The organism is Lentimicrobiaceae bacterium, from assembly GCA_020636745.1.
In the GTDB taxonomy this organism is placed as follows: domain Bacteria; phylum Bacteroidota; class Bacteroidia; order Bacteroidales; family Lentimicrobiaceae; genus Lentimicrobium.
The window spans coordinates 478,698-499,569 of the sequence record JACJXH010000001.1; the positions used below are offsets into that span (position 1 = coordinate 478,698).

The 20,872-nt window shown below is 42.1% G+C and carries 14 protein-coding genes; 5 read left to right on the top strand and 9 right to left on the bottom strand.

The window, feature by feature from the left end:
• Positions 1–19: 19 nt before the first annotated feature.
• The 9 genes from H6541_01915 to H6541_01955 form a co-directional block, all read right to left on the bottom strand.
• Positions 20–499, bottom strand: coding sequence for a WbuC family cupin fold metalloprotein (locus tag H6541_01915; GenBank protein ID MCB9014521.1), 480 nt, complete (start codon positions 497–499; stop codon positions 20–22).
• Positions 496–1,245 carry a DUF3307 domain-containing protein gene (locus H6541_01920; GenBank protein MCB9014522.1) on the bottom strand — a complete coding sequence of 250 codons (750 nt, stop codon included), beginning with the start codon at positions 1,243–1,245 and terminating at the stop codon, positions 496–498. The genes H6541_01915 and H6541_01920 overlap by 4 nt, the downstream gene beginning before the upstream one ends.
• A 115-nt stretch (positions 1,246–1,360) precedes the next feature.
• The gene (locus H6541_01925) at positions 1,361–2,017 is read right to left on the bottom strand and encodes a hypothetical protein (GenBank protein ID MCB9014523.1); all 657 of its coding nucleotides are present in this window, start codon (positions 2,015–2,017) and stop codon (positions 1,361–1,363) included.
• On the bottom strand, positions 2,014–3,690 hold the full coding sequence (gene ettA / locus H6541_01930; protein MCB9014524.1) for an energy-dependent translational throttle protein EttA: 1,677 nt from the start codon (positions 3,688–3,690) through the stop codon (positions 2,014–2,016). Before ettA ends, H6541_01925 begins: the two co-directional genes overlap by 4 nt.
• Positions 3,691–3,782: 92 nt before the next feature.
• On the bottom strand, positions 3,783–5,951 hold the full coding sequence (locus H6541_01935; GenBank protein MCB9014525.1) for a tetratricopeptide repeat protein: 2,169 nt from the start codon (positions 5,949–5,951) through the stop codon (positions 3,783–3,785).
• 547 nt (positions 5,952–6,498) lie between these two features.
• Positions 6,499–7,719: a glycosyltransferase gene (locus H6541_01940; protein ID MCB9014526.1), complete on the bottom strand. Its 1,221-nt coding sequence runs from the start codon at positions 7,717–7,719 to the stop codon at positions 6,499–6,501.
• Positions 7,720–7,757: 38 nt separating this feature from the next.
• Positions 7,758–8,969 (bottom strand): glycosyltransferase, encoded by a 1,212-nt coding sequence (locus H6541_01945; GenBank protein ID MCB9014527.1) that lies wholly within the window; start codon positions 8,967–8,969, stop codon positions 7,758–7,760.
• A 22-nt stretch (positions 8,970–8,991) separates the two neighbouring features.
• Entirely contained in the window at positions 8,992–10,425 is a 1,434-nt protein-coding gene (locus H6541_01950; protein ID MCB9014528.1) for an LptF/LptG family permease, read from the bottom strand.
• An 80-nt stretch (positions 10,426–10,505) separates the two neighbouring features.
• A complete protein-coding gene (locus H6541_01955) occupies positions 10,506–10,646 on the bottom strand; it encodes a hypothetical protein (protein ID MCB9014529.1) in 141 nt (46 codons plus the stop codon).
• A gap of 315 nt (positions 10,647–10,961) precedes the next feature.
• Here H6541_01955 and H6541_01960 point away from each other — a divergent pair, with 315 nt between their 5' ends.
• The 5 genes from H6541_01960 to H6541_01980 all read left to right on the top strand — a co-directional run bounded on the left by H6541_01960 (position 10,962) and on the right by H6541_01980 (position 20,642).
• A complete protein-coding gene (locus H6541_01960) occupies positions 10,962–12,152 on the top strand; it encodes a GNAT family N-acetyltransferase (GenBank protein ID MCB9014530.1) in 1,191 nt (396 codons plus the stop codon).
• Between the two features lie 364 nt (positions 12,153–12,516).
• Complete coding sequence (locus H6541_01965; protein MCB9014531.1) at positions 12,517–14,439, top strand: T9SS type A sorting domain-containing protein; 1,923 nt, start codon at positions 12,517–12,519, stop codon at positions 14,437–14,439.
• Positions 14,440–14,669: 230 nt separating this feature from the next.
• Entirely contained in the window at positions 14,670–16,592 is a 1,923-nt protein-coding gene (locus H6541_01970; GenBank protein ID MCB9014532.1) for a T9SS type A sorting domain-containing protein, read from the top strand.
• Positions 16,593–16,789: 197 nt separating this feature from the next.
• On the top strand, positions 16,790–18,652 hold the full coding sequence (locus tag H6541_01975) for a T9SS type A sorting domain-containing protein (GenBank protein MCB9014533.1): 1,863 nt from the start codon (positions 16,790–16,792) through the stop codon (positions 18,650–18,652).
• Between the two features lie 214 nt (positions 18,653–18,866).
• Complete coding sequence (locus H6541_01980) at positions 18,867–20,642, top strand: T9SS type A sorting domain-containing protein (protein ID MCB9014534.1); 1,776 nt, start codon at positions 18,867–18,869, stop codon at positions 20,640–20,642.
• The last annotated feature ends 230 nt before the right edge of the window (positions 20,643–20,872 follow it).

A 20,872-nucleotide genomic window follows, 5' to 3' on the forward strand; every position in this document is an offset into this window, starting at 1 on the left:
AGCGCAAAATTAAACATTTTCAGCCAACCCTGAGATTCAGTTTTTTTATCAGCTGTTCGAGATACGCTTTGGCTTGCGGTTCACCTTCAGCAGGAGCCCAAGCTGCAAAGTTTTTATCATCAATGGGATGGTATGGGCCGTCTTTAACTTCATAGGCCACAGAGCCTTCCTGCAGTGAAATGATGCTGTGGAATGTGCGTTCTGCTATTTCAACTCCATAGTTTCCTTCAGTGGCATCCAGGATGGTGTGCTGTAAAACTTCTCCGGTTTCATTGAATTCTATGATGCAAAGTCTGCCCCGAAGCGCCATGAAAACTTCTCTTTTGTCAGGATTTTCATGTTTATGAGGTCTTACATAAGTGCCGGGTTCCATGGCATTCAGCATGCGTTGCAGGGTGTCTTCAGCATCGTAGTGAAAGTTGTGATTCATCCGCAGCCTTGGCGATGCCTTGGCCTTGCTGGTGAGTTGAGCAAGCAAATCCTGGTTGATTTGTTTCATACTGCATATATTTTTATCAGCCATTGAGCCAGTAATCCGGTAAAAATTGCCACTGCAAAACTAATCATGGTGCCAATCAGGATGTATTCTGCACCTTTGCGGTTGTTGCTGTCGCGGATATCGCCAAAGCGCATTACCGATTTGGCTGCTACCAGAAACCCGACAGCCGGGAACTGGTTTATCAATACAAATGTGAGGATAAGCAGTCGCTCGAGTATGCCTATATAGCGTCCAGCATCTTTCAATCCATCTGAGGTTTCGTTTTCATACGACCATTTTCGGGTAAGCATACCGATGATGATTCCCATTGGCCATGTAACCATTGTATAAGCGGCTATATAAATCCATAGCTCCAGATTTCCGAAAAGCCATTCAGGCCCGGCCGGCAATCCTTCACGGGTAAGGTATAGCCAGGTTGCACCCGCTGTAGCTGCCAAATGCAATAATTGGTCTGCTGCAAAAATTACAGGTTTGTCAGGGGCATATGATTTAATGATATCAATTCCGGCATGAACTGCAAATATCAGTATCGGAATTAGCCAGGTGTGAGGATATCCTGATAATATCCATGAAAGAACAGCAATTATTGCGGCATTGGCGTAAAGCAATCCCGACTTCCATTTATATGTGGCCCTTTGTTTAACCCAACTCTTTTGCTGCAGAATAAAATCACCAGCCATATGGGCAATGAAAAGCCTGATAAATAAGGAAATGGCCGTCACACTTATGCATGTTTCTGCCTGCATCGGATTTTGTTTTTATAGTTAAATTAATATAACCATTAGAGGTTATAAATTATAAATATAACCACATGGGGTTATAAGTAAGTAATATAACTACTGAAGGTCAGTGTATAGGTATTCAAGTGGATTCACAAAGAAAGCGATACCGTATCAGGAGTAATTCAATGGCAGGCCAGCCGGCTTTTTGTGTTTTTTTTGCGATGGCTGCTTGCGAAATGCCTTTTTCCATGGCTAAAGAGACCTGAAGCCGGTTGTTAAGCAGGCCGGGAATTATACTCGCCTGCGCTGAAGTCCAGTTTTTTACAATTTCATCACAAAGGGCAAGCTCGGTATTCAATTCGCCTGTCATTGCGGGGCTGGGGGTTTCAATGGCCATCATGACCGATTTCTTCATGGTTTCCAGCAGCCGTCCTGAGCGGGTAAAAGCTTCGCCCGAACTTTCAGTGATGTTTTCGCTCAGGTTTTCAATGGTGTCAATAGCGATGGCGAGCCGGCAATCGACTGCCCGTGCCACGGTGGCAGGGTAGGCAATGCGAAGGCCGGCTCTGATAAAAAGTGAAGCTTCGAGCGCATAATAAGGATCCAGAAGCAATTGAAAACTGTCACCTCTGAAAATGCTGTATCTTAGATGCTGGTCATTTTTATTCAATACCAGGTTATAATCTCCGAAAATCTTTTTCAGCACCGCCGGCAGCCTGGCCAGGTCGGTGGGTTGAAGTTGGGTAGATTTTCTGATATCTCCGGTTATAACAGCATAGAGGTGAGGGTTCATCATTCCTTTAATTTTTTATATCTGATACGATGGGGTTCGGTATCTCCGGTTCGTTTCTTACGGTTTTCTTCGTACTCTGTATAGCCTCCTTCAAAGAATACAACCTGTGAGTCGCCTTCAAAGGCCAGAATATGCGTAGCAACGCGGTCGAGGAACCAGCGATCATGCGAAATAACCACTGCACATCCGGCAAAATTTTCGAGGCCTTCTTCCAGCGCTCTCAAGGTATTCACATCAATATCATTGGTAGGTTCGTCGAGCAATAGCACATTGGCTTCAGAACGCAGGGTGAGAGCCAGATGCATACGGTTTCTTTCGCCGCCTGAAAGCACTCCGGCTTTTTTGCCCTGATCGGCACCGCTAAAATTAAAACGGGCAACGTAAGCGCGCGAGTTGAAAAGTTTGCCACCCAGTTGCAGGTTTTCATTGCCTTCGGAGATGACTTCCCATACAGATTTTTCGGGGTCGATATCGGTATGAGCCTGATCGACATAACCAAGTTTAACAGTTTCGCCCACTGCAAAGTCACCGGCATCGGTTTTTTCAAGTCCCATGATCATCCTGAAAAGGGTGGTTTTTCCGGCTCCGTTGGGGCCGATAATACCCACAATACCGGCAGGCGGTAAACTAAAGCTCAGGTTTTCGAACAGGAGTTTGTCGCCATATGCTTTTGAAATCCCTTGGGCTTCAATCACTTTATTTCCAAGGCGCGGGCCATTGGGGATGAAAATTTCCAGTTTTTCTTCTTTTTGCCTTGTATCTTCACTCATCATGCGTTCGTAAGCGGCAAGACGTGCTTTTGATTTGGCGTGACGTGCTTTGGGGGCCATGCGCACCCATTCAAGTTCGCGTTCAAGGGTTTTGCGGCGTTTACTTTCGGTTTTTTCTTCCTGTGCCAGGCGGTTTGATTTTTGCTCAAGCCATGATGAATAATTGCCTTTCCAGGGTATGCCTTCTCCGCGATCAAGTTCAAGAATCCAGCCGGCTGCATTGTCGAGAAAATATCGGTCGTGGGTAACAGCGATGACTGTTCCTTTATATTGTCTGAGGTGTTGTTCCAGCCATTCAATGCTTTCAGCATCGAGGTGGTTGGTGGGCTCGTCAAGCAACAGAATGTCAGGTTCTTGCAGCAAGAGTCGGCACAGGGCCACCCGGCGGCGTTCACCTCCTGAAAGGTTTTTAACAGATTGCTCAGGCTCGGGACAACGCAGGGCATCCATGGCCCTTTCTAAACGGGTGTCAAGTTCCCAGGCATTGTGATGATCGAGCAGTTCTGTAATACGTCCCTGTTCTTCAATCAGGTCGTTCATTTCATCATCGGTCAGGGGCTCTGAAAACCGGTTGTTTACCGTTTCATAATCTTTCAACAGTTTTACTACTTCTGCTACCCCTTCTTCAACAACTTCCCTGACTGTTTTGGTTTCATCAAGCTGTGGCTCCTGCTCAAGCAACCCAACAGAGTAACCCGGCGAAAAAACAACCTCACCCGTGTAGGATTTCTCAACCCCTGCAATAATTTTTAATAATGTTGATTTCCCTGAACCGTTTAAACCTATGATGCCGATTTTGGCTCCATAATAAAATGACAGGTATATATCCTTGAGTATTTGTCGGTTAACTGGCACAACTTTGCCAACACCAACCATTGAAAAAATGATTTTTTTGTCGTCTGACATAATGCTTATTTGTTTTGCGCAAACTTAAGCATTTTTAGCAAATTGTAAACTGAAGCTATGTGAGATACCTGATTGGGGGCGATTAAACAAGGCTAATTGAGCGGCACTTTTCTAAGCGGCTGAAGCAACATAGTAAAAGTGCTTCCCTTGTCAATTTCACTTTCAACCTTGATGATGCCATGGTTGAGCTCCATAAATTCGAGGCACAATGCCAGTCCAAGCCCGGTGCCCCGCTCGCCCATTGTGCCTGTACGTTGTACTTTAGGATCAAAAGTAAACAGGTTCTCAAGTATTTCAGGAGGAATTCCATTTCCGGTGTCTTTTACCGAAATTTTTACCATCCCGTCGCTCTGAAGCGCCTGCACGTGTATTTTGCCACCTGAAGGGGTAAATTTAATGGCATTGGAAATCAGATTGCGCAATACGGCCATTGTCATGTCTATGTCGGCCCATGCCTGCAGCAATGGTGGCAAGTCGTATGTAATTGCTATGTTTTTCTTGCGTAACTGTGACTGGAATATGGGAATGGTTTCATAAACCATTTCACTGATGTTAAATGCTCTGAATACGGCCCTGGCTGAACCTGTTTGTGTACGACCCCACTCTAATAGATTTTCTATCAAACGATAGGTGTCATTGGAAACACTCAGGATATTTGTGGCTGCTTCGCGGCGTTGTGTTTCAGATAAATACTCGTATTCTGAACTGAGCAACTCTGAGAACCCAAGAATTGACTGGAATGGCGATTTGAGGTCGTGCGCTATAATGCTGAAGAATTTGTTTTTGGTCTCATTCAGTTTGAACTGTTCCTTATACAGTTGATTGAGCTCTTCTTTTTGCTTCGATATTTGTTCGTTGCGTTCTGCAAGCAGCTCATTTTTACGCTTTTTGCCCTGATACAAAGAGAAAACAAATGAGGCAAATACAATCACGATGATAGAAATGATTATCAGCAGGTTTCGGATAGTTTGCTGCCTTTTTAGCGCAAGCTGGCTAAATATATTCTGTTGTCGCAAAAACTGATTGTCGCGCTCGGTTTGCTCTGACTCAAAAGTTACCCTCAGGCGGTTCAGCTTTTCGCTGTTTTCTGTATTGTAAATACTGTCGGAAAAGGTCCGGTATTTTGTAAGAAAATCGAGCGATCTTTTATAATCCCCTTTCTGTTTCCAGGCTGTTGACAGTTTTTCGTAAACATCCATCAGCAGAATGTTTGAACCGGTTTTTTCAGCAAATGGCAGTGCTTCATTCAATAATGTGATGGCTTCATCAGGATCGTTAAGTTTGATTCTGAGATTTGCCAGACTTGTGAGTACTGATACGTTCAGACTTTTATCATTGACGCTGTTTGAAAGTCGTTGAGCTTCTTTGAGGTTTATCATAGCCTGCGGCAAATTGCCTTCGGCCATATTGATATCACCGATGTTAAGCAAACAAATGATTATGCCCTGCTGATCGTTAAATTGTCTGCTCAATTCGATGCTTATTCTGTAATAATCCAGCGCTTCATTATTCTTGCCCAGCCCCTGAAAGGCTGCCCCCAGGTTATTGTAGTTGGTGGATAGATTTTCCTGGCTATTGAAAGATTTATTGATTTTTTCTGCCTTCCGGTAATAAGTGATGGCTGTCATAAAATCTTTCATGCTCAGATAGATGTTGCCAATGGTGTTATAGGAACGGGCCATTTTCAGGCTGTCCTTGTTCTTTTCATCTATCTCAAGGGATTGCCGCATGTAGTCCAGCGCTTTATCATAGCGACCCAATGTGTTGAAAAATTCTCCTATATTTCCCAGAATAGTCGAGAGCTTTTTCTCATTGTTGTTTTTTGAAAATATGGAAGCTGACTCAAGATACCTTTTCAGGGCTCCCGAATAATCTCCCTGTCTCTCCAGAATCAGTGCAATGTTATTTTGATTACTGGCAATGCCTTCGTAATCATTTATTTGTTTGAATATGGCAAGGGATTGCTCATAATATTCAAGTGCCTGCCTGTAGTTGGTTAGCTGGTAATGGGCGATACCAAGTGTTTTGAGGGCTGTACCTGTTTCTTTTTTATTCTGAAGTTCAGCAGCCAGCTTTAAGGCCTGATTGGCCATAGATATGGCTTTCTGAGGCGATTCAGTGGCAATTTCAACAGCTTTTTTATTCAGTTCTGTAAGCTGCTTCTCGTCTGATGCACTACCAATCCCTAAGGCAAGTTTAAAACTAAAGGATACCAGCAGCAGGATAAGCACGGCCGTGCTGGCATATATGTTCTTTGTCATTTTATAATTTCACTGTTTGTTTATCAGGATTTCTCCCATTTGTAATCCTAAAATGGAAAAAAAATTTACACTTTTTAGCATTCTTTTTAAAGTTAAGCTTTTTTAATCAGCTTTAACCGCATTTTTGTTTGCCCTTTTTCTTCCTTCAGGCCTCAACCTTTTCCATATGGTTTCACATATTCATTCCTTATGATGCATGGAATCAGTTGATTGTAAATTTTGGTTCCTTTTGTCAGGTCAGGCACAAGCGATAGCTTGTTTTTAAGTTGATGTGATTGTGGTTGGCAAGTTTGGGTTTCTTTTTAACGCTACGAATTCCTGTTCATTGTTGGTTCATTTCATTAACCTGATAATTTTGACGGGATAAGTGCTCAATTGCAGCTTACGGTAGGAGCAAGGTACAGCCGGCCGCAAATTATTCAGCACAGGTTTATGCCTGGGTTGTCCGGATTTTTACAGAAGGGATATGTTGCCTGCAACAGGGGTGATAAACTGCTATTTTAAGCAGTCATTCATTGATGAATTAAAGGGGGGTAGCCAGCTTCGGTTAGTTTTTGCTGTTGTTCAGAAAAAGGGCTGATAATTTTTCAGTGGCGCCTTCCCAGCTGTAGTTTCTGTTGACAAAATAAAAACCACTGTCGGCCAGGCTGGTTCTGACAGTAGTGTCTTCGAGCAGTAAAACCGCATGTTTAGCTACTGCTTCAGGAGTGTCGCCAATCAATATTTCACTGTTTTCCTTTGCACCAAGAGCCAGGTTGCACAGGGTGGAGGTGATACTGGGCAACCGCATCGACATTGCCTCAAGTAGTTTGTTTTGCAGTCCAGTACCTATTTGCATGGGGGCCAGAAAGATACGGGCACTTTCGTAGCAGGTTCTGATATCGTCTACCCATCCGGTAACAGTTACATGTTCCGAAGCAAGCGCTTTAACCCTGGCGTGGGGCGAGGCTCCTGCCAGCATCAGTTTTACATGGGGATGGGTGCGGTGTATAACCGGGAGTACTTTTTTAACCAGATACTCGGCGCAGTCAATATTGGGCGGATAGCCCATATTTCCTGTAAAAATCAAATCATGGGTTATTTTACTCTTGCCTGGTCTGAAAAAACCCTGATCTACCCCATTGGGTACTATTACAATCTGTTCGCGTCCGTTATGCGGAATGCAGTTTCTGTCGGGAATGGAGATAATGGTTTTGTTATTGAACAGGTCAAACAGTTTCTCCTCGTACTGCAGCAGCTTTTTATATTCAAATTTCAGTACAGGTTTCATGAAAAAACCTGCTGTTGGAATTCTTCTTTCAATGCCTTTCGAAAATACATCCTGATAGTCGAGTGTTTTCGGAAGATTGCTGTCGAGCGCATAGGCAGCAGTTCTCAGTAATTGGCAATAAATATGGTCGGGTTTGTCTTCGGCAAGTATCCGGTTGATTTTGCGTTGTGCTTTCCGGCTGTAGTAATAACCTGCCTGCAAAGGCCATTTGTTCAGGAAGGCTCTTATCAGGTTGATAAAAATATCTGTAAGCAAAGGGCGCACTATAACTATTTTGCTGCAGAAGGGCTTGATTTTTTCAATACTTGCCGCCGGAACTCTTTCGTGGCTGATGGCAACCAGTATAATGTCAAAACTGCGCGAAAGAATGCGTAACTGATGATAAGCCCGCAGTTTATCGCCCTTTTCAATGGGGTAAGGAAACCGGGGAAGAATAACCAATAGCTTCATATGGCAGAACCAGGCCGGATTTTTGGTCCGTTGTACAAACCCTGACAACGGCTCCGGGCTTTAAGCGACAAAGTTAATAAATTAGCTTAATGCTGGATCGCTCTGTAAAAATCAGTTAATTTTTGCATCAACACCGCATTGTTGTGCGATTTCATAACCAGTTGCCGGCCGTTACTCCCGGTTTGCAAGGCAAGGGATGGTTGAAGGATGAGTTCGCTGATTTTTTCGGCAAAGGTTGTGGCATTTTCTGCAATCATCAGGTTTTTTCCATCCGTATAATCTATCCCCTCGGCTCCAACCCGGGTGGTTACGATGGCGCAGCCGGCAAGCATGCCTTCTATTATTTTTATGCGGATACCACTCCCCGAAAACAGCGGAACCACCATTACTGAAAATGATTCCATATATGCTTTGGCGTCAGGTACTTCGCCGTCAATTACAATGCCCGGTGTTGTGCATTTTCTCAGCCAGTCAGGCATTTCACGACCTGCAAGGTGAAACTCTAAATCAGGAAACTGTTTGTGAATCAGTGGCCAGACTTTGTTTATAAACCATTTGATACCTTCCTGATTAGGCAGCCAGTTCATTGACCCCAAATGGAAAATACCTGTCCGACGGGTTGGATAACCGCTTTTTTTTCCGGGGTTTGCTTCATTGATGTTATTGATGCCAAACGGGATATCCGTTACTTTAATTTCACCGGCATGCTGCCTGAAAAATGCAGCATCTTTGGCCGTTATGGCTACAATGCCATCCACTTTTCTGATGGTATTCAGCTCGTATTTTTTAAGTGTGGATGCCAGATGGGTCAGATAATACTTCTTAAACGGATTGAAAGTCCCTTTGGCCATTCTTTCCCATATCAGGTGCTCAATATTATGTGCCCGTAATATGAGTTTTGCATCTGAAAACATTTTAATTTCATCCAGATAAGGGGTGGTAAACAGTGTTTCAAACTGGATGATGTTAAATTTTTCATTTCTCAGAATGGCCATCAATGCCTGCCTGAAATCTTCTGAAATAAAGCGCTCTACATGGTATGATTTTCCGCTGAATAAATTCAGAAAGGCAGGCCATGGCCTGACCGAAAGATCGATATACACATACTCGATGCGGGTTTTAGCCCGGTAATTTTCAGGGATAGACGAAAGTGCAATGCTGTATTTGTTGCTGTTAATGGCCAGGATTTTAACTGTATGACCTGCATTGATAAGCCCTTCGGCCATGGCATTCATCGCAATCGGACCTCCTTCATGGGGAGGCCAGGGCGATTTATTACACAGCAGTAAAATATTCATTTCCGGTTTTTCGCGTTACAGTTTACTCAGGTTTCTTTTGAAGCCATTTTCCGGTAAAAAATCTTTTCCAGATATCAGGATCAAACAGGGGAGAGTCGGTGGTTGCTTTCAGGGTGAGAATAACCCCTAATGGCAAGAGTACGGCAGATGAGAGCCACATGCCAATTACCGGATCCATTTGTCCGGCCTTTACCGATTTTTCGCCCGTCATTGATATAACGTGGTAAATGACAAAAAACACAATAGATATCACCAGCGGAAGCCCCAGCCCTCCCTTACGAATAATCGCTCCCAAAGGTGCGCCGATGAAAAACAATACCAGGCAGGCAATGGAAAGGGTGAATTTACGGTGCCATTCTACTTCATGCTTATGAACCAGTACTGTTCGTTCTTTCAGGTCGTTTTTACTGAATTCTATATTGTTTCTTGCGTTTTTGGCGGCATTCAGTGCCGATTCATGTGCCTGCAGCAACTCTTCTTTATTCATGCCCTGCATGGCCGGTATACGATTGTTTACCTTCGTTTCCTTTTCGGGAATCTGAATGCGACCTGAATCTATCTGTGTGTTGAAATAATAACTTAACTCTGTTGAGCGAAGCAGGCCATCGCGCCGGCTATTGATTTCATTCTTGAGCGAATCTTCCGATTTTGTAAGCTGCCTGAGGTTGAGCATCTGGTAGTGATTGCGAAACAACTCTTCATTGGTGCGCATCATTTTGAACTGCGACAAGTCAAATTTCCGGTACTGTTCGGCAAACCAGGTGCGCTGAAATGGTCGTTTAAGGTCATTTCTGCGGTCGGTTTTTTCGTCGTAGTTATATCCATTATACAGGGTAAGCTCCAGGAAATTACCATCAGGACTCTGTATCATTGTGCCCGATTCAGCTTTGGTTACCGTTGTATTGCCCATCCGTGATGAATGATCGTAAATCATTACATCCCTGATGGTAATGCCATCTTCCTCTTTTTTGTTGATGCGCATCACATACCCATCTATGCCATTGTAAAATATGCCTTCCCTTATATTCAGTGCAAGCTTTTGTTGCCGCACATCATACAGTATTGACTTGAATTTAAGGTTGGTTACCGGTAAAACATTGTTTGAGAAGAAAAAGGCAAATACGCTTATCAAAATTGATAACACCACCAGTGGCCGCATAAAAGTGCTGAGCGAAATCCCTGCCGATTTTACAGCTACCAGCTCATACCTTTCTCCCAGATTGCCAAAGGTCATTAACGACGATAATAATATGGCCAGTGGTAATGCAAGCGGAACAAATGTGGTGGAGGCATAAAAAAGCAACTGACCAACTACATACCACGGCAGGCCTTTGCCAACCAAATCGTCAATGTACTTCCACAAAAACTGCATCACCAGAATAAACAAGGCAATGAAGAATGTGAGTATCAGCGGGCCAAGATATGACCTTAATATGAGCAGGTAGAGTCGTTTCACAATTGGTGCTTATTGATTGCAAAAGTAAACATTTGTTTATTTGAATAAACCTGGTATGTGCCAAAGTTCCTATCAACCTGTTAAGATTGTTTGTTGTCGAGTGCCGGTTTTGATTTGCCTTTTGAGAAGCGGTTATTATTTACATGATTATCCGGACAATCTGAATTGTTAAATACTAAGTCGCTGTAAACCTGTTGTCTGCCTTTGTTCTTTGGGTTCATATGTTTATGTAGGTCTTTAAAGTTCAGGTTGCTGTTGCTGTTTCTGGGCAATTTTGTGAGGCTGAAGCTCAGAGAATTTCCCTGTTCAGGCAGATAATCCTTTTTTGAAAATATTCGATAACAAAAGAAGTAAACGCCATTGAGAAGCAAAACAGCATCGCTTGAATATGAATATTACATTGGGCTGAACATCAGTGTTTTCAAGATATACATGGCTGCTCAATAGCAATCGTGCCATTTAAAAAACGGGCAATGTTTCGTGCTAATCTCATAAAACTCTATACATTTGCTTGGAATTAAAACAGAACAAAGTTTATGCATCTTGTTGAAGTTAAAGATAAAAAACAGGCCGGCCAGTTTCTCGATGTTGCCCGCAGCATCTACAAAAATGATCAAAACTGGATTTGCCCGCTCGATTCGATGGTTGAAGCCGTTTTTAATCCGGCTGTAAATGTATTCTTTACACATGGTGAAGCTATCCGGTGGATTCTTTTTGATGAAAAAGGCAATGCCATTGGGCGGGTAGCTGCATTTATCAACCGCAAAAAAGCCTTCAACTTTGAGCAACCAACAGGCGGAATGGGCTTTTTTGAGTGTATTGATGATCAGAAAGCGGCTTACTTTATGTTTGATGCCTGCAAAAAATGGCTTTCCGACAAGGGGATGCAGGCCATGGATGGCCCGATTAACTTTGGCGAAAATGATAACTTTTGGGGGCTGCTGGTGGAAGGCTATATGCCGCAAAGCTTTGGCATGAATTACCATCACCCTTATTACCGCAATTTTTTTGAATCTTACGGCTTTAAACCCTATTTCGAACAGGTTACCAATCATTTGGATCTTACCAAACCCTTTCCTGAACGCTTCTGGAAAATTGCTGACTGGGTTAGGCAACGCCCTGGGTATAGCTTCAGGCATTTCGACTGGAAGAAAAGTACACAACTGATCCAGGATTTTAAAACCATATATGATGATGCCTGGCAGTTTCACGAAAATTTTACACCTATTGTAAAAGAAGACCTGCTTAAATCTCTGAGTGAGCTAAAGCCAATTATGGTGAATGAGTTTATCTGGTTTGCCTATCATGATGATGAACCCATCGCCTTTTTAGTAATGATTCCTGATGCCAATGAGCTATTCAGGCATTTTAATGGCAAATTGGGGCTGTTGGATAAACTTAAGTTCCTGTATCTGAAAAAGAAGAATATTTTTACACGTACACGCATTACTGTAATGGGCATCAGGCCAAAGTATCAGAAGTCGGGTATTGAAGCCGCCATTTTCTGGCATATGGATAAGGTAATGAAAAAAATGCCCAACTATAAGGAAATTGAACTGTCGTGGGTGGGCGATTTTAATCCTAAAATGAGGCAGTTACACGAATCAGTAGGCGGCCATTTCGCTAAAAAGCATATCACCTATCGCTATTTATTTAGCCATAATGGTGAGTTTCACAGGGCTACATCCATTCCCCTTGATACAAAAGAGAAAGCAATTAAATCCTAGCAACTGTCCGACTTTTTAATTTTGTGTTCTGGCAGCCAGTTTAACTTTAATGGATAAACACCGGAAATTAATGCTTTAAAATTTGTATTAACCTTTGCTTTGTTTTGTAACTGACTCTAAAACAATAATTAAACATGCCGGAATATTCTTTTGGTTGTTTCCTAATCGCATTTATTGTGAATTTGAAACCATTCATTGAAGCAGGAAGAATTGCAGGATGCTTTTTAAATGCGTAAATTATTGTTAAAAGTTGGATAAAAAACTTACAGCGTAATGAAAAGTATTAAATTTGCTCCAACGAGAAACTCTAACAAAACTTAATAACCCAATATTTATTAATCAATAACCAAATCTCTAATCTCTAATGAAAAATTCATTACTACTTGGCCTCGCGCTGAGTATTGGTATGTATGCCGGTGCTCAGGAGCGTAACCTGTCAAAAGTTCACAAAGTGAACGTACGTCCGGTTGACAGCGGTTTAAATTACACAGATCCTTCTTCAGCACAACAGGATGGTGGTACCGCAGTTGAAATTTACAACAGGAGCGGTGAACTGCTCAAAACCAATGCATCTTCTTCTGCCAATCTCTTTGGTATTTTTAACACTGATCAGCGTGTTGTTTCTGCTATTCCTGAAGCGAACATGGTAGTTTTTGGTAACCGCGCCGGCGGATCTTTCGGTGCTACAGGTAACGACCTTCGTGTTGCTTATTCAACCGATTTAGGCGCTACATTTACCAATTTTGTTATCAATCCTCAAGCAGGACTTAATTTCAGATATCCCAGCACTGTAATTTATAACCCTGCCGGAAATACTGATCCGAATAATATGTTTGCAATTTACAGCGGACCATATACGGATGCTGCAGGCTGGAAAGGTCAGTTTTTTGGAAGCGCCCGTGTTGGTGGTGCCGATGTCAATACAACTTTCGAAAACAATGAAGCAAGTGTTTATCTCAATCACCTGAATATTGGGATGACGGCTACTGCTTCAGGTAATATTCATGTTGCTTCTTCACGCCTCAATGGTACTTCTACTGCTTACACAAATGAAGGTTTTGAGGTGTTAAACGGTGTTTTCAACAGCAGCACTAATCAGGTTGACTGGGAACTCCCACGAGTAAAAGTTCAGCCAGAGCTACTGGAAGATGGCCGTATTGATGCCCCCAGAATGGTTTTTTCACCTGATGGAACAATCGGTTATATTGTTTGTACCGCTGTTGATGCTGACAATGCTTACAATCCTTACGGAGTTGAATGGCCTGTTGTTTACAAAACAACTGACAATGGTCAGAACTGGGATAAAATTGATGCTTTCGACTTTTCTGAAATCAATGCATTTAAAGAATATTTGTGGCCAACCAGAGCTGACTTTGATGTTGTAGTTCCACGTTGGTATAACAAATGGGCTGCTCCCGAAAATCAGTCAAACAATGGTGTTACAGTTGATAAAAACGGAAATCTTCACATTGCTGGCTTGGTAAGAAGTACAAATTCAATTCACCCTGATTCACTCAGCTACTTTTATTCTGAAGAGCCGCTGTTGATTTTCGATGTTTTTATGAATGGCGATGGTACCTGGAATGCACAGTTTGTGGATTCAATCCGTTCAGCTGGTCTGGAAGATTACCTGTCAGTTTCACTTGATCAGCGTATCAATATGAGCCGTACCGAAGATGGCTCTAAAGTTTTTGTTACCTGGGCCGATACTGATCCTACCCTTTGGGGTGCTGGTGTTACAACCAATATGCAGCCTGACCTTTTTACCTGGGGTTATGATGTTGAAACCAGCCATTTTACGACTCCTGTTAATGTAACTGCTTTCTCTGACTACTGGGGCGATAATTTCTGGTTGCATGTTTCTGACAGGATTGTTACAGAAGGAAATAATTTCCATATTCCATTAACAACTTCTATCAACGGAACTACCGAAGATGATCCTGTAACACATCAGTATTTCAGCGGTGTTGGTTTTACCGAGGCTGATTTTACTAACGTGAACAATCATCATATTGCAACTCCTGCAGCTATTTCGTCTGTAGCTCAAAACTTCCCGAATCCGTTTTCAGGTATTTCTGAAGTTCAGGTAAATTTATCAGTAGCTGCTTCTCTCAGCCTTGAGGTATATAACCTTGTAGGTCAGAAAGTTTTTGAAGTCCCTGCAACCAAAGCTGCAGCAGGTACACATGTACTCACTATTGATGCTAAGAATCTGAAGTCAGGTGTTTATACCTATTCGGTTATTGCAGGTGGTGAGCGTCAAACCAGAAAAATGATTGTTAAGTAATTTTTCTGAAATCGTATGTAAAAGCTGTTCCTCATAGGAACAGCTTTTTTTTATGTGTTAGATTGATAAAGACAAACAGATTTGATAGTATAAAATGTGGGGTGATGATGGGAATTATATCAATGCATTGTTAAATGTTAGAAATAATGAAATTATAATTTGCATTAAATCCTTTTTTTTTATTAATTTTAAGTACTCCTAAAATATTCATTAACCTAAAAAATCATCAAATGAAAAAAATTGTACTTATTCTTTTTGGCTTGCTGATTTGTTATAGTGTTATTGCCCAGCAGCGCAATATGACTGCAATTGAAAAGGTTTATCCACGTTCTTTTACTTCTGACCTGGAAAGCAGTGTGAATCAGCAAGGTTTGCCGCAAAATGCAGATTACCAGATTCTGTTCAATAAGAGTGGTGATTTGCTAAAAATCAACGTTTCTTCTTCTGCCAACCTTTTTGGTATTTTCACCACTGATCAGCGTGTTGTTTCAGCTCTTCCTGAAGCCAATATGGTGATTTTTGGCAACAGGGCCGGCGGATCCTTTGGTGCCACCGGAAATGACCTCAGAATTGCTTATTCGGTTGATATGGGGGCTGAATTTACTAATTTCGTAATCAATCCGCAAACCGGCCTTAATTTCAGGTACCCGAGCACCATCGTGTACAACCCTTCAGGGAACACTGATCCGGCAAATATGTTTGCTATTTACAGCGGCCCCTATACCGACGCTGCTGGCTGGAAAGGACAATATTTCGGCAGTGCCCGTATTGGTGGTGCCGATGTAAACACAACTTTTGAAGACAACGAACCTACTGTATACCTCAACCACCTGAATGTGGGGTTGACAGCCACTGCTGCAGGTAATATTCATGTTGCCTCTTCGCGCCTGAACGGGACCTCTGCCGCCTATACCAGCGAAGGCTTTGAAGTTTTAAATGGTGTGTTCAACAGCAGCACCAATCAGGTTGATTGGGAATTACCGCGGGTTAAAGTTCAGCCTGAACTTCTGGACGATGGACGTATTGATGCCCCAAGGATGGTTTACTCAGTAGATGGCTCGATAGGCTACCTGCTTTGTACTGCAGTGGATGCTGATAATGCTTATAATCCTTATGGAGTTGAATGGCCTGTTGTTTTCAAAACATTGGACAATGGGCAGACCTGGGAAAAAATTGAAGCATTTGATTTTTCTGAAATCAATACATTTAAAGAGAATTTGTGGCCAACCCGGGCAGACGAAAATGTGATAGTCCCTCGGTGGTATAATAAATGGGCTGCACCTGAAAATCAGTCTAATAATGGTGCAACTGTTGATAAAAACGGAAATCTGCATATTGCCGGATTAATCAGAAGCACCAATTCATTGCATCCTGATTCTCTGAATTACTTTTATTCTGCAGAGCCTTTATTGATTTTTGATGTATTTATGAATGGTGATGGGACCTGGAATGCACAATTTGTTGATTCTATCCGTTCTGAAGGCCTTGAAGATTATCTTACAGTTTCGCTTGACCAGCGCGTTAGCATGAGCCGCAGTGCTGATGGCTCAAAAGTATTTGTAACATGGGCCGATACTGATCCCACCCTATGGGGGGCAGGTGTAACTACCAATATTCAACCCGATGTTTTTATTTGGGGGTATGATATTGAAACCAATCACTATACTACGCCTGTAAACGTAACTGCTTTTACTGACTACTGGGGCGATAATTTCTGGTTGCATGTTTCCGATCAGGTGGTTACCGAGGGTAGTGATTATTATATTCCAATGTCAACATCAATAAATGGGACAACTGAAAATGATCCTGTAACACATCAATATTTCAGTGGAGTGGGCTTTTCAGAAGGCGATTTTGTAAATGTTAATACCCAAAATCGCGAATTATCAAGTGTTATCTCTACAGTGTCTCAAAATTTTCCAAATCCTTTTAATGGAATTACTGAGGTAAAAGTGAAATTGTCGGTATCGACCCTGCTCAGCCTTGAAGTGTATAACCTGGTTGGGCAAAAAGTTTTTGAAATTCCTGCTGTCCGTGCATCTGCCGGAATGCATAAGCTTGCTGTTGACTCCCGGAATCTGATACCTGGTGTGTATACTTATTCGGTTATTGCCGGTGGCGAGAGACAAACCAGAAAAATGATTGTTTTGTAAATATTATTTGTATTATCTAATAGGCCTGATGTCTTGATGTCAGGCCTTTTTTTTATGGTTATAATCAACTGTTTTAAATCTGTTGTACTTTAATCATCCTGATTTTTATTTGAAGTTGAAATCGAGTGTGTTATTTGTTAGAATTTTTTTTAGCTTTGTAGAGAGAGAATTTTATGTTTCACTTAAACCCAATACTCATGAAAAAATTAGTACTCATTACTTTGTCATTGGCTATTAGTGCTGGAGTTATGGCACAGCAAGCCCGCATCAAAGCAACCAGAGCCATGCAAAACATTGCTATTAAAAAAACGGCTGCAATTGATGAAACTACAAATTTACAAACTACCGTTAATCCTTATGTATCTTCAAGGATAGTTCCATCAGAAGCTGAAATTGGTGGAACTGTTTATGATCTGCAGTCAAATGCATCAAGTCCTTCAAACAGGATTCAATTATTTGATGACGGAACTATTGGCGCAACATGGACACGCGGCACAGGGCCTACAGAATACACTGACAGGGGTACTGGTTACAATTACTTCAATGGAGCTGATTGGGGCCCTGCACCAACTAATCGTATTGAAGTTGCCCGTTCTGGCTGGCCTGCATATACAGCATGTGGCCCTAACGGTGAAGCCTTTGTTTCACACGTTTCAGGAACAGCTGGCCTTACTTTTGTTAAAAGAGAAACCAAAGGAACCGGTGCATGGACTGAAAGTGTAATTGCACCTCCTTCAGGAGCTTCCGGATTATTGTGGCCTCGTATGGTTGCCAGCGGACCTGACAATATGTATTTACATGTTTTTGCATTAACAGCTCCAACCGGTAATGGTGGAACTGTTTTTGAAGGACAGGATGGTGCTGTAGTTTATTCTCGTTCAACCGATGCCGGAGCCACCTGGTCAACCCCTGTGGTTCTTGATGGTATGGGCGCTGATTATTATGTTAAGTTTGGCGGCGATTCATATTCACTTAGTGCTAAAGGTGATAATGTGGCTTTCCTTATGACCGACAACTGGACTGATATGTTTTTCTTGAAATCTTCAGATAATGGTGAAAATTGGGAGAAAACAATTCTTTGGGAGCACCCGATTCCAATGTGGAACAATACCCCATCCATTGATAGTATTTATTGCCCTGATGGAGCTGGTCATGCAACTTTTGATAATACAGGTAAGTTACATGTTGTTTTTGGGATAAATAGGTCTTACTATGATACAGACGGTAGCTGGTTCCCATTTGTAGATGGACTTGCATATTGGAATGAGGATATGGAAACTTTTACAGGTGGAGATCAGGTTAATATACTAAATCCAGATAATGTTTTCGAAATGGGAAATCTGATCGGTTATATGCTTGATTTAAATAATAACGGAGATTTGGATTTTGTTTGTTTTCAAAACGAATGTATTGGAAATTATGAGCTCTCGCCAACGAGTATGCCACAGATTGTAATTGATGATCTGAATCAGGTATTTGTTGTATTTACTTCTGTTACTGAAGGTTTTGACAATGGTTCACAGCAATACAGACATCTGTGGGCTCGTACATCACCTGATGGTGGTACAACCTGGGGAGAATTTTATCATTTGTCAGAAGATATTATCCATATTCTCGATGAGTGTGTTTTCCCATCAGCAGCTAGTGCAAGTGATGAGTTTATTCATGTTTTATATCAGGCTGATTCAGAACCAGGTCTTGCAGTTCGTGGTGACGAAGATGCTCCGGGTGAAAATATCATGTACTACATGCAGATTGCTAAAAGTGAGGTGATTGGTGTTCACAATGGTGGCGTTAAGGTGAAAGAATTAAAAGTTTCACAGAACTATCCGAATCCATTCAATAAAACAACATCCATCGATGTTAGTCTTGCTGGCAACTCAAACGTAAGTGTTGAAGTTTCTACCATTACAGGTCAGAAAGTGATGTCAACTTCTTATGGAACATATTCAGAAGGAACTCATAGAATTGATATCAGCTCTGATCTTAAAGCTGGTATTTATTTTTATACTGTTAGAGCCGGTGAAAATTCATTTACTGGAAAAATGACTGTTCTGTAGTCATTAGCAGCTTAAAAAAAAATGGCAGCCGTAATATTGCGGCTGCCTTTTTTTTATATTAATAGATAATGTCTTGAATTATAATCATTACTTTAGTATTTTTGTAAATCATCAATTATTAATGTATCACTAAACAAAAGACAATGAAAAGACAGTTACTCTTATCCTGCATTTTTATGCTTGGTTGGTCGTTGACTGTCAGAAATATGTAAAGATGCCCAAGCAATTGAAAGATATTTCAGCGCCTGATATGAAATCGGTGCGAGAAGCAGTAAACCCGCTTATTTTGCCAGCCAATGCCTATGTAAGAAGTGGCAGAGTGATCGACGAATTTGAATTGGGTACAACCTACTATGATCTTCAGTCAAACACTTCGGCTCCTGCCAACCGTTTTTATCGTTATGAAGATGGAACCATGGCTGCTGTATGGACCAGAGGAATGAACACTGCAGGTTATGCCGATCGCGGTACCGGCTACAACTATTTTAATGGTGCCGATTGGGGGCCTGCTCCTACTGCCCGTATTGAAACACAACGCACAGGCTGGCCAACTTATGCCCCACAGGGTACAGGCGAATTGGTGGCAGCCCATCACAATACTGCCGGGCTGGTTGTTAGCCGCCGCGATACCCGTGGCAGTGGCCCCTGGTCAGAAGCTATTCTGGCTGGCCCTGCTGGTGCAGTTGATATCTCATGGCCGCGCATGGTGAGCAGTGGTGATGACCATATGACCATTAACCTGTTGGCGGCAACTTATGTTGCCTATGAAGGACTTGATTTGGCCATATTGTATTACAGATCAACTGATGGTGGTCAGACCTGGGACAAACAGCATCAGATTCTGCCAGGCATGAGCTCAGCTGATTACACCGGCTTTAGTGGTGATACTTATTCGTGGGCTGAATCAAAAGGCGATACCATTGCTTTTGTAGTTTGCGATAACTGGACCGATATGTTTATCATGAAATCACCTGACAATGGTGATACCTGGGAGAAAATTACGGTTTGGGAACACCCTTACCCTATGTGGGATGGTGTTGAACCAACCGATACTTTTTACTGCCCTGATGGCGCTGCCCATATCGCTTTTGACAAGTCAGGTAAATTGCACCTGGCATTTGGTGTAAACAGAGCCATGATGGAAGCAGGTGCTACAGCTCCAAGCTGGTTCCCGTTTGTCGACGGTGTTGGATACTGGAATGAAGATATGCCTGCATGGACAGGTGGCGATGTGGATGCACTTGATCCTGATGCCTTGTTTGAAAGCGGAAATCTGATTGGCTGGATGCAGGACATCAATGAAAACGGTCAGATTGATCTTGTTGGTACATTAATCGATAATATTGGTAAATACTACGTTGGCCCTTCGAGTATGCCACAGATTACAGTGGATGAAAATAACCAGATATTTGTTGTGTATTCGGGTATTACAGAAGGTTTTGACAATGGAAGTCAGCAGTACAGGCATATCTGGTCAACAACTTCTCCTGATGGTGGAACTACCTGGGGCGAATTTAAAGATCTGACCGGCGATATTATCCATATTCTTGACGAATGTGTATTCCCAACTATAGCCAACCGTACTGATGATCAGGTTTATCTGATTTATCAGGCCGATAATGAGCCAGGACTTGCTATCAGAGGTGATGAAGATGCACCAAGCGAAAATATCTACTATCAGTTATCTGTTAGCAAAAGTGACATCGTAAGTGCAGATTCAAAACCCGTTTCTTCTTTTGAACTTTCACAAAACTATCCTAACCCTTTTACCGGAGTTTCACAGGTTAATCTCAACCTGAGCAAAACCTCAACAGTTAGCCTCGAAGTATGCGATTTACTGGGTCGCATTGTTTACCAACTGCCGGCTTCAAGCCTGAATGCTGGTGCTAATGTGTTGACTATCAATGCTAATAATCTGAAGTCAGGTATATATACCTATTCCGTTATTGTAAACGGTGAGCGTATTACCCGCAAAATGATGGTTGAATAGAGTTTAACCTTTATTTCTTTACCAAAGGCTGTCCTCCCGGGCAGCCTTTGGTATTTATAGATATAGTGATGATTGATATGTTAGCCTGATTGTGTGTGGTGGCTTTTTACTGAAGCTTATTTTATCCGTTTGGGTTTATTGCCGGTTAAGCGCTACATGAAATAAATCTGTAAGGAGAATTCTCTGCCTTTATCAGGAATTAACCGTTTAAAGCCTTACAGAGTCAGGTA

Bases quoted from the DNA above. Each gene is read 5' to 3' on its own strand.
- ettA (MCB9014524.1), bottom strand. From the start codon at position 3,690: ATGTCAGACGACAAAAAAATCATTTTTTCAATGGTTGGTGTTGGCAAA.
- H6541_01945 (MCB9014527.1), bottom strand. From the start codon at position 8,969: ATGAATATTTTACTGCTGTGTAATAAATCGCCCTGGCCTCCCCATGAA.
- H6541_01955 (MCB9014529.1), bottom strand. From the start codon at position 10,646: ATGAACCCAAAGAACAAAGGCAGACAACAGGTTTACAGCGACTTAGTA.
- H6541_01925 (MCB9014523.1), bottom strand. From the start codon at position 2,017: ATGATGAACCCTCACCTCTATGCTGTTATAACCGGAGATATCAGAAAA.
- H6541_01980 (MCB9014534.1), top strand. From the start codon at position 18,867: ATGCCCAAGCAATTGAAAGATATTTCAGCGCCTGATATGAAATCGGTG.
- H6541_01975 (MCB9014533.1), top strand. From the start codon at position 16,790: ATGAAAAAATTAGTACTCATTACTTTGTCATTGGCTATTAGTGCTGGA.
- H6541_01970 (MCB9014532.1), top strand. From the start codon at position 14,670: ATGAAAAAAATTGTACTTATTCTTTTTGGCTTGCTGATTTGTTATAGT.
- H6541_01965 (MCB9014531.1), top strand. From the start codon at position 12,517: ATGAAAAATTCATTACTACTTGGCCTCGCGCTGAGTATTGGTATGTAT.
- H6541_01915 (MCB9014521.1), bottom strand. From the start codon at position 499: ATGAAACAAATCAACCAGGATTTGCTTGCTCAACTCACCAGCAAGGCC.
- H6541_01935 (MCB9014525.1), bottom strand. From the start codon at position 5,951: ATGACAAAGAACATATATGCCAGCACGGCCGTGCTTATCCTGCTGCTG.
- H6541_01960 (MCB9014530.1), top strand. From the start codon at position 10,962: ATGCATCTTGTTGAAGTTAAAGATAAAAAACAGGCCGGCCAGTTTCTC.
- H6541_01920 (MCB9014522.1), bottom strand. From the start codon at position 1,245: ATGCAGGCAGAAACATGCATAAGTGTGACGGCCATTTCCTTATTTATC.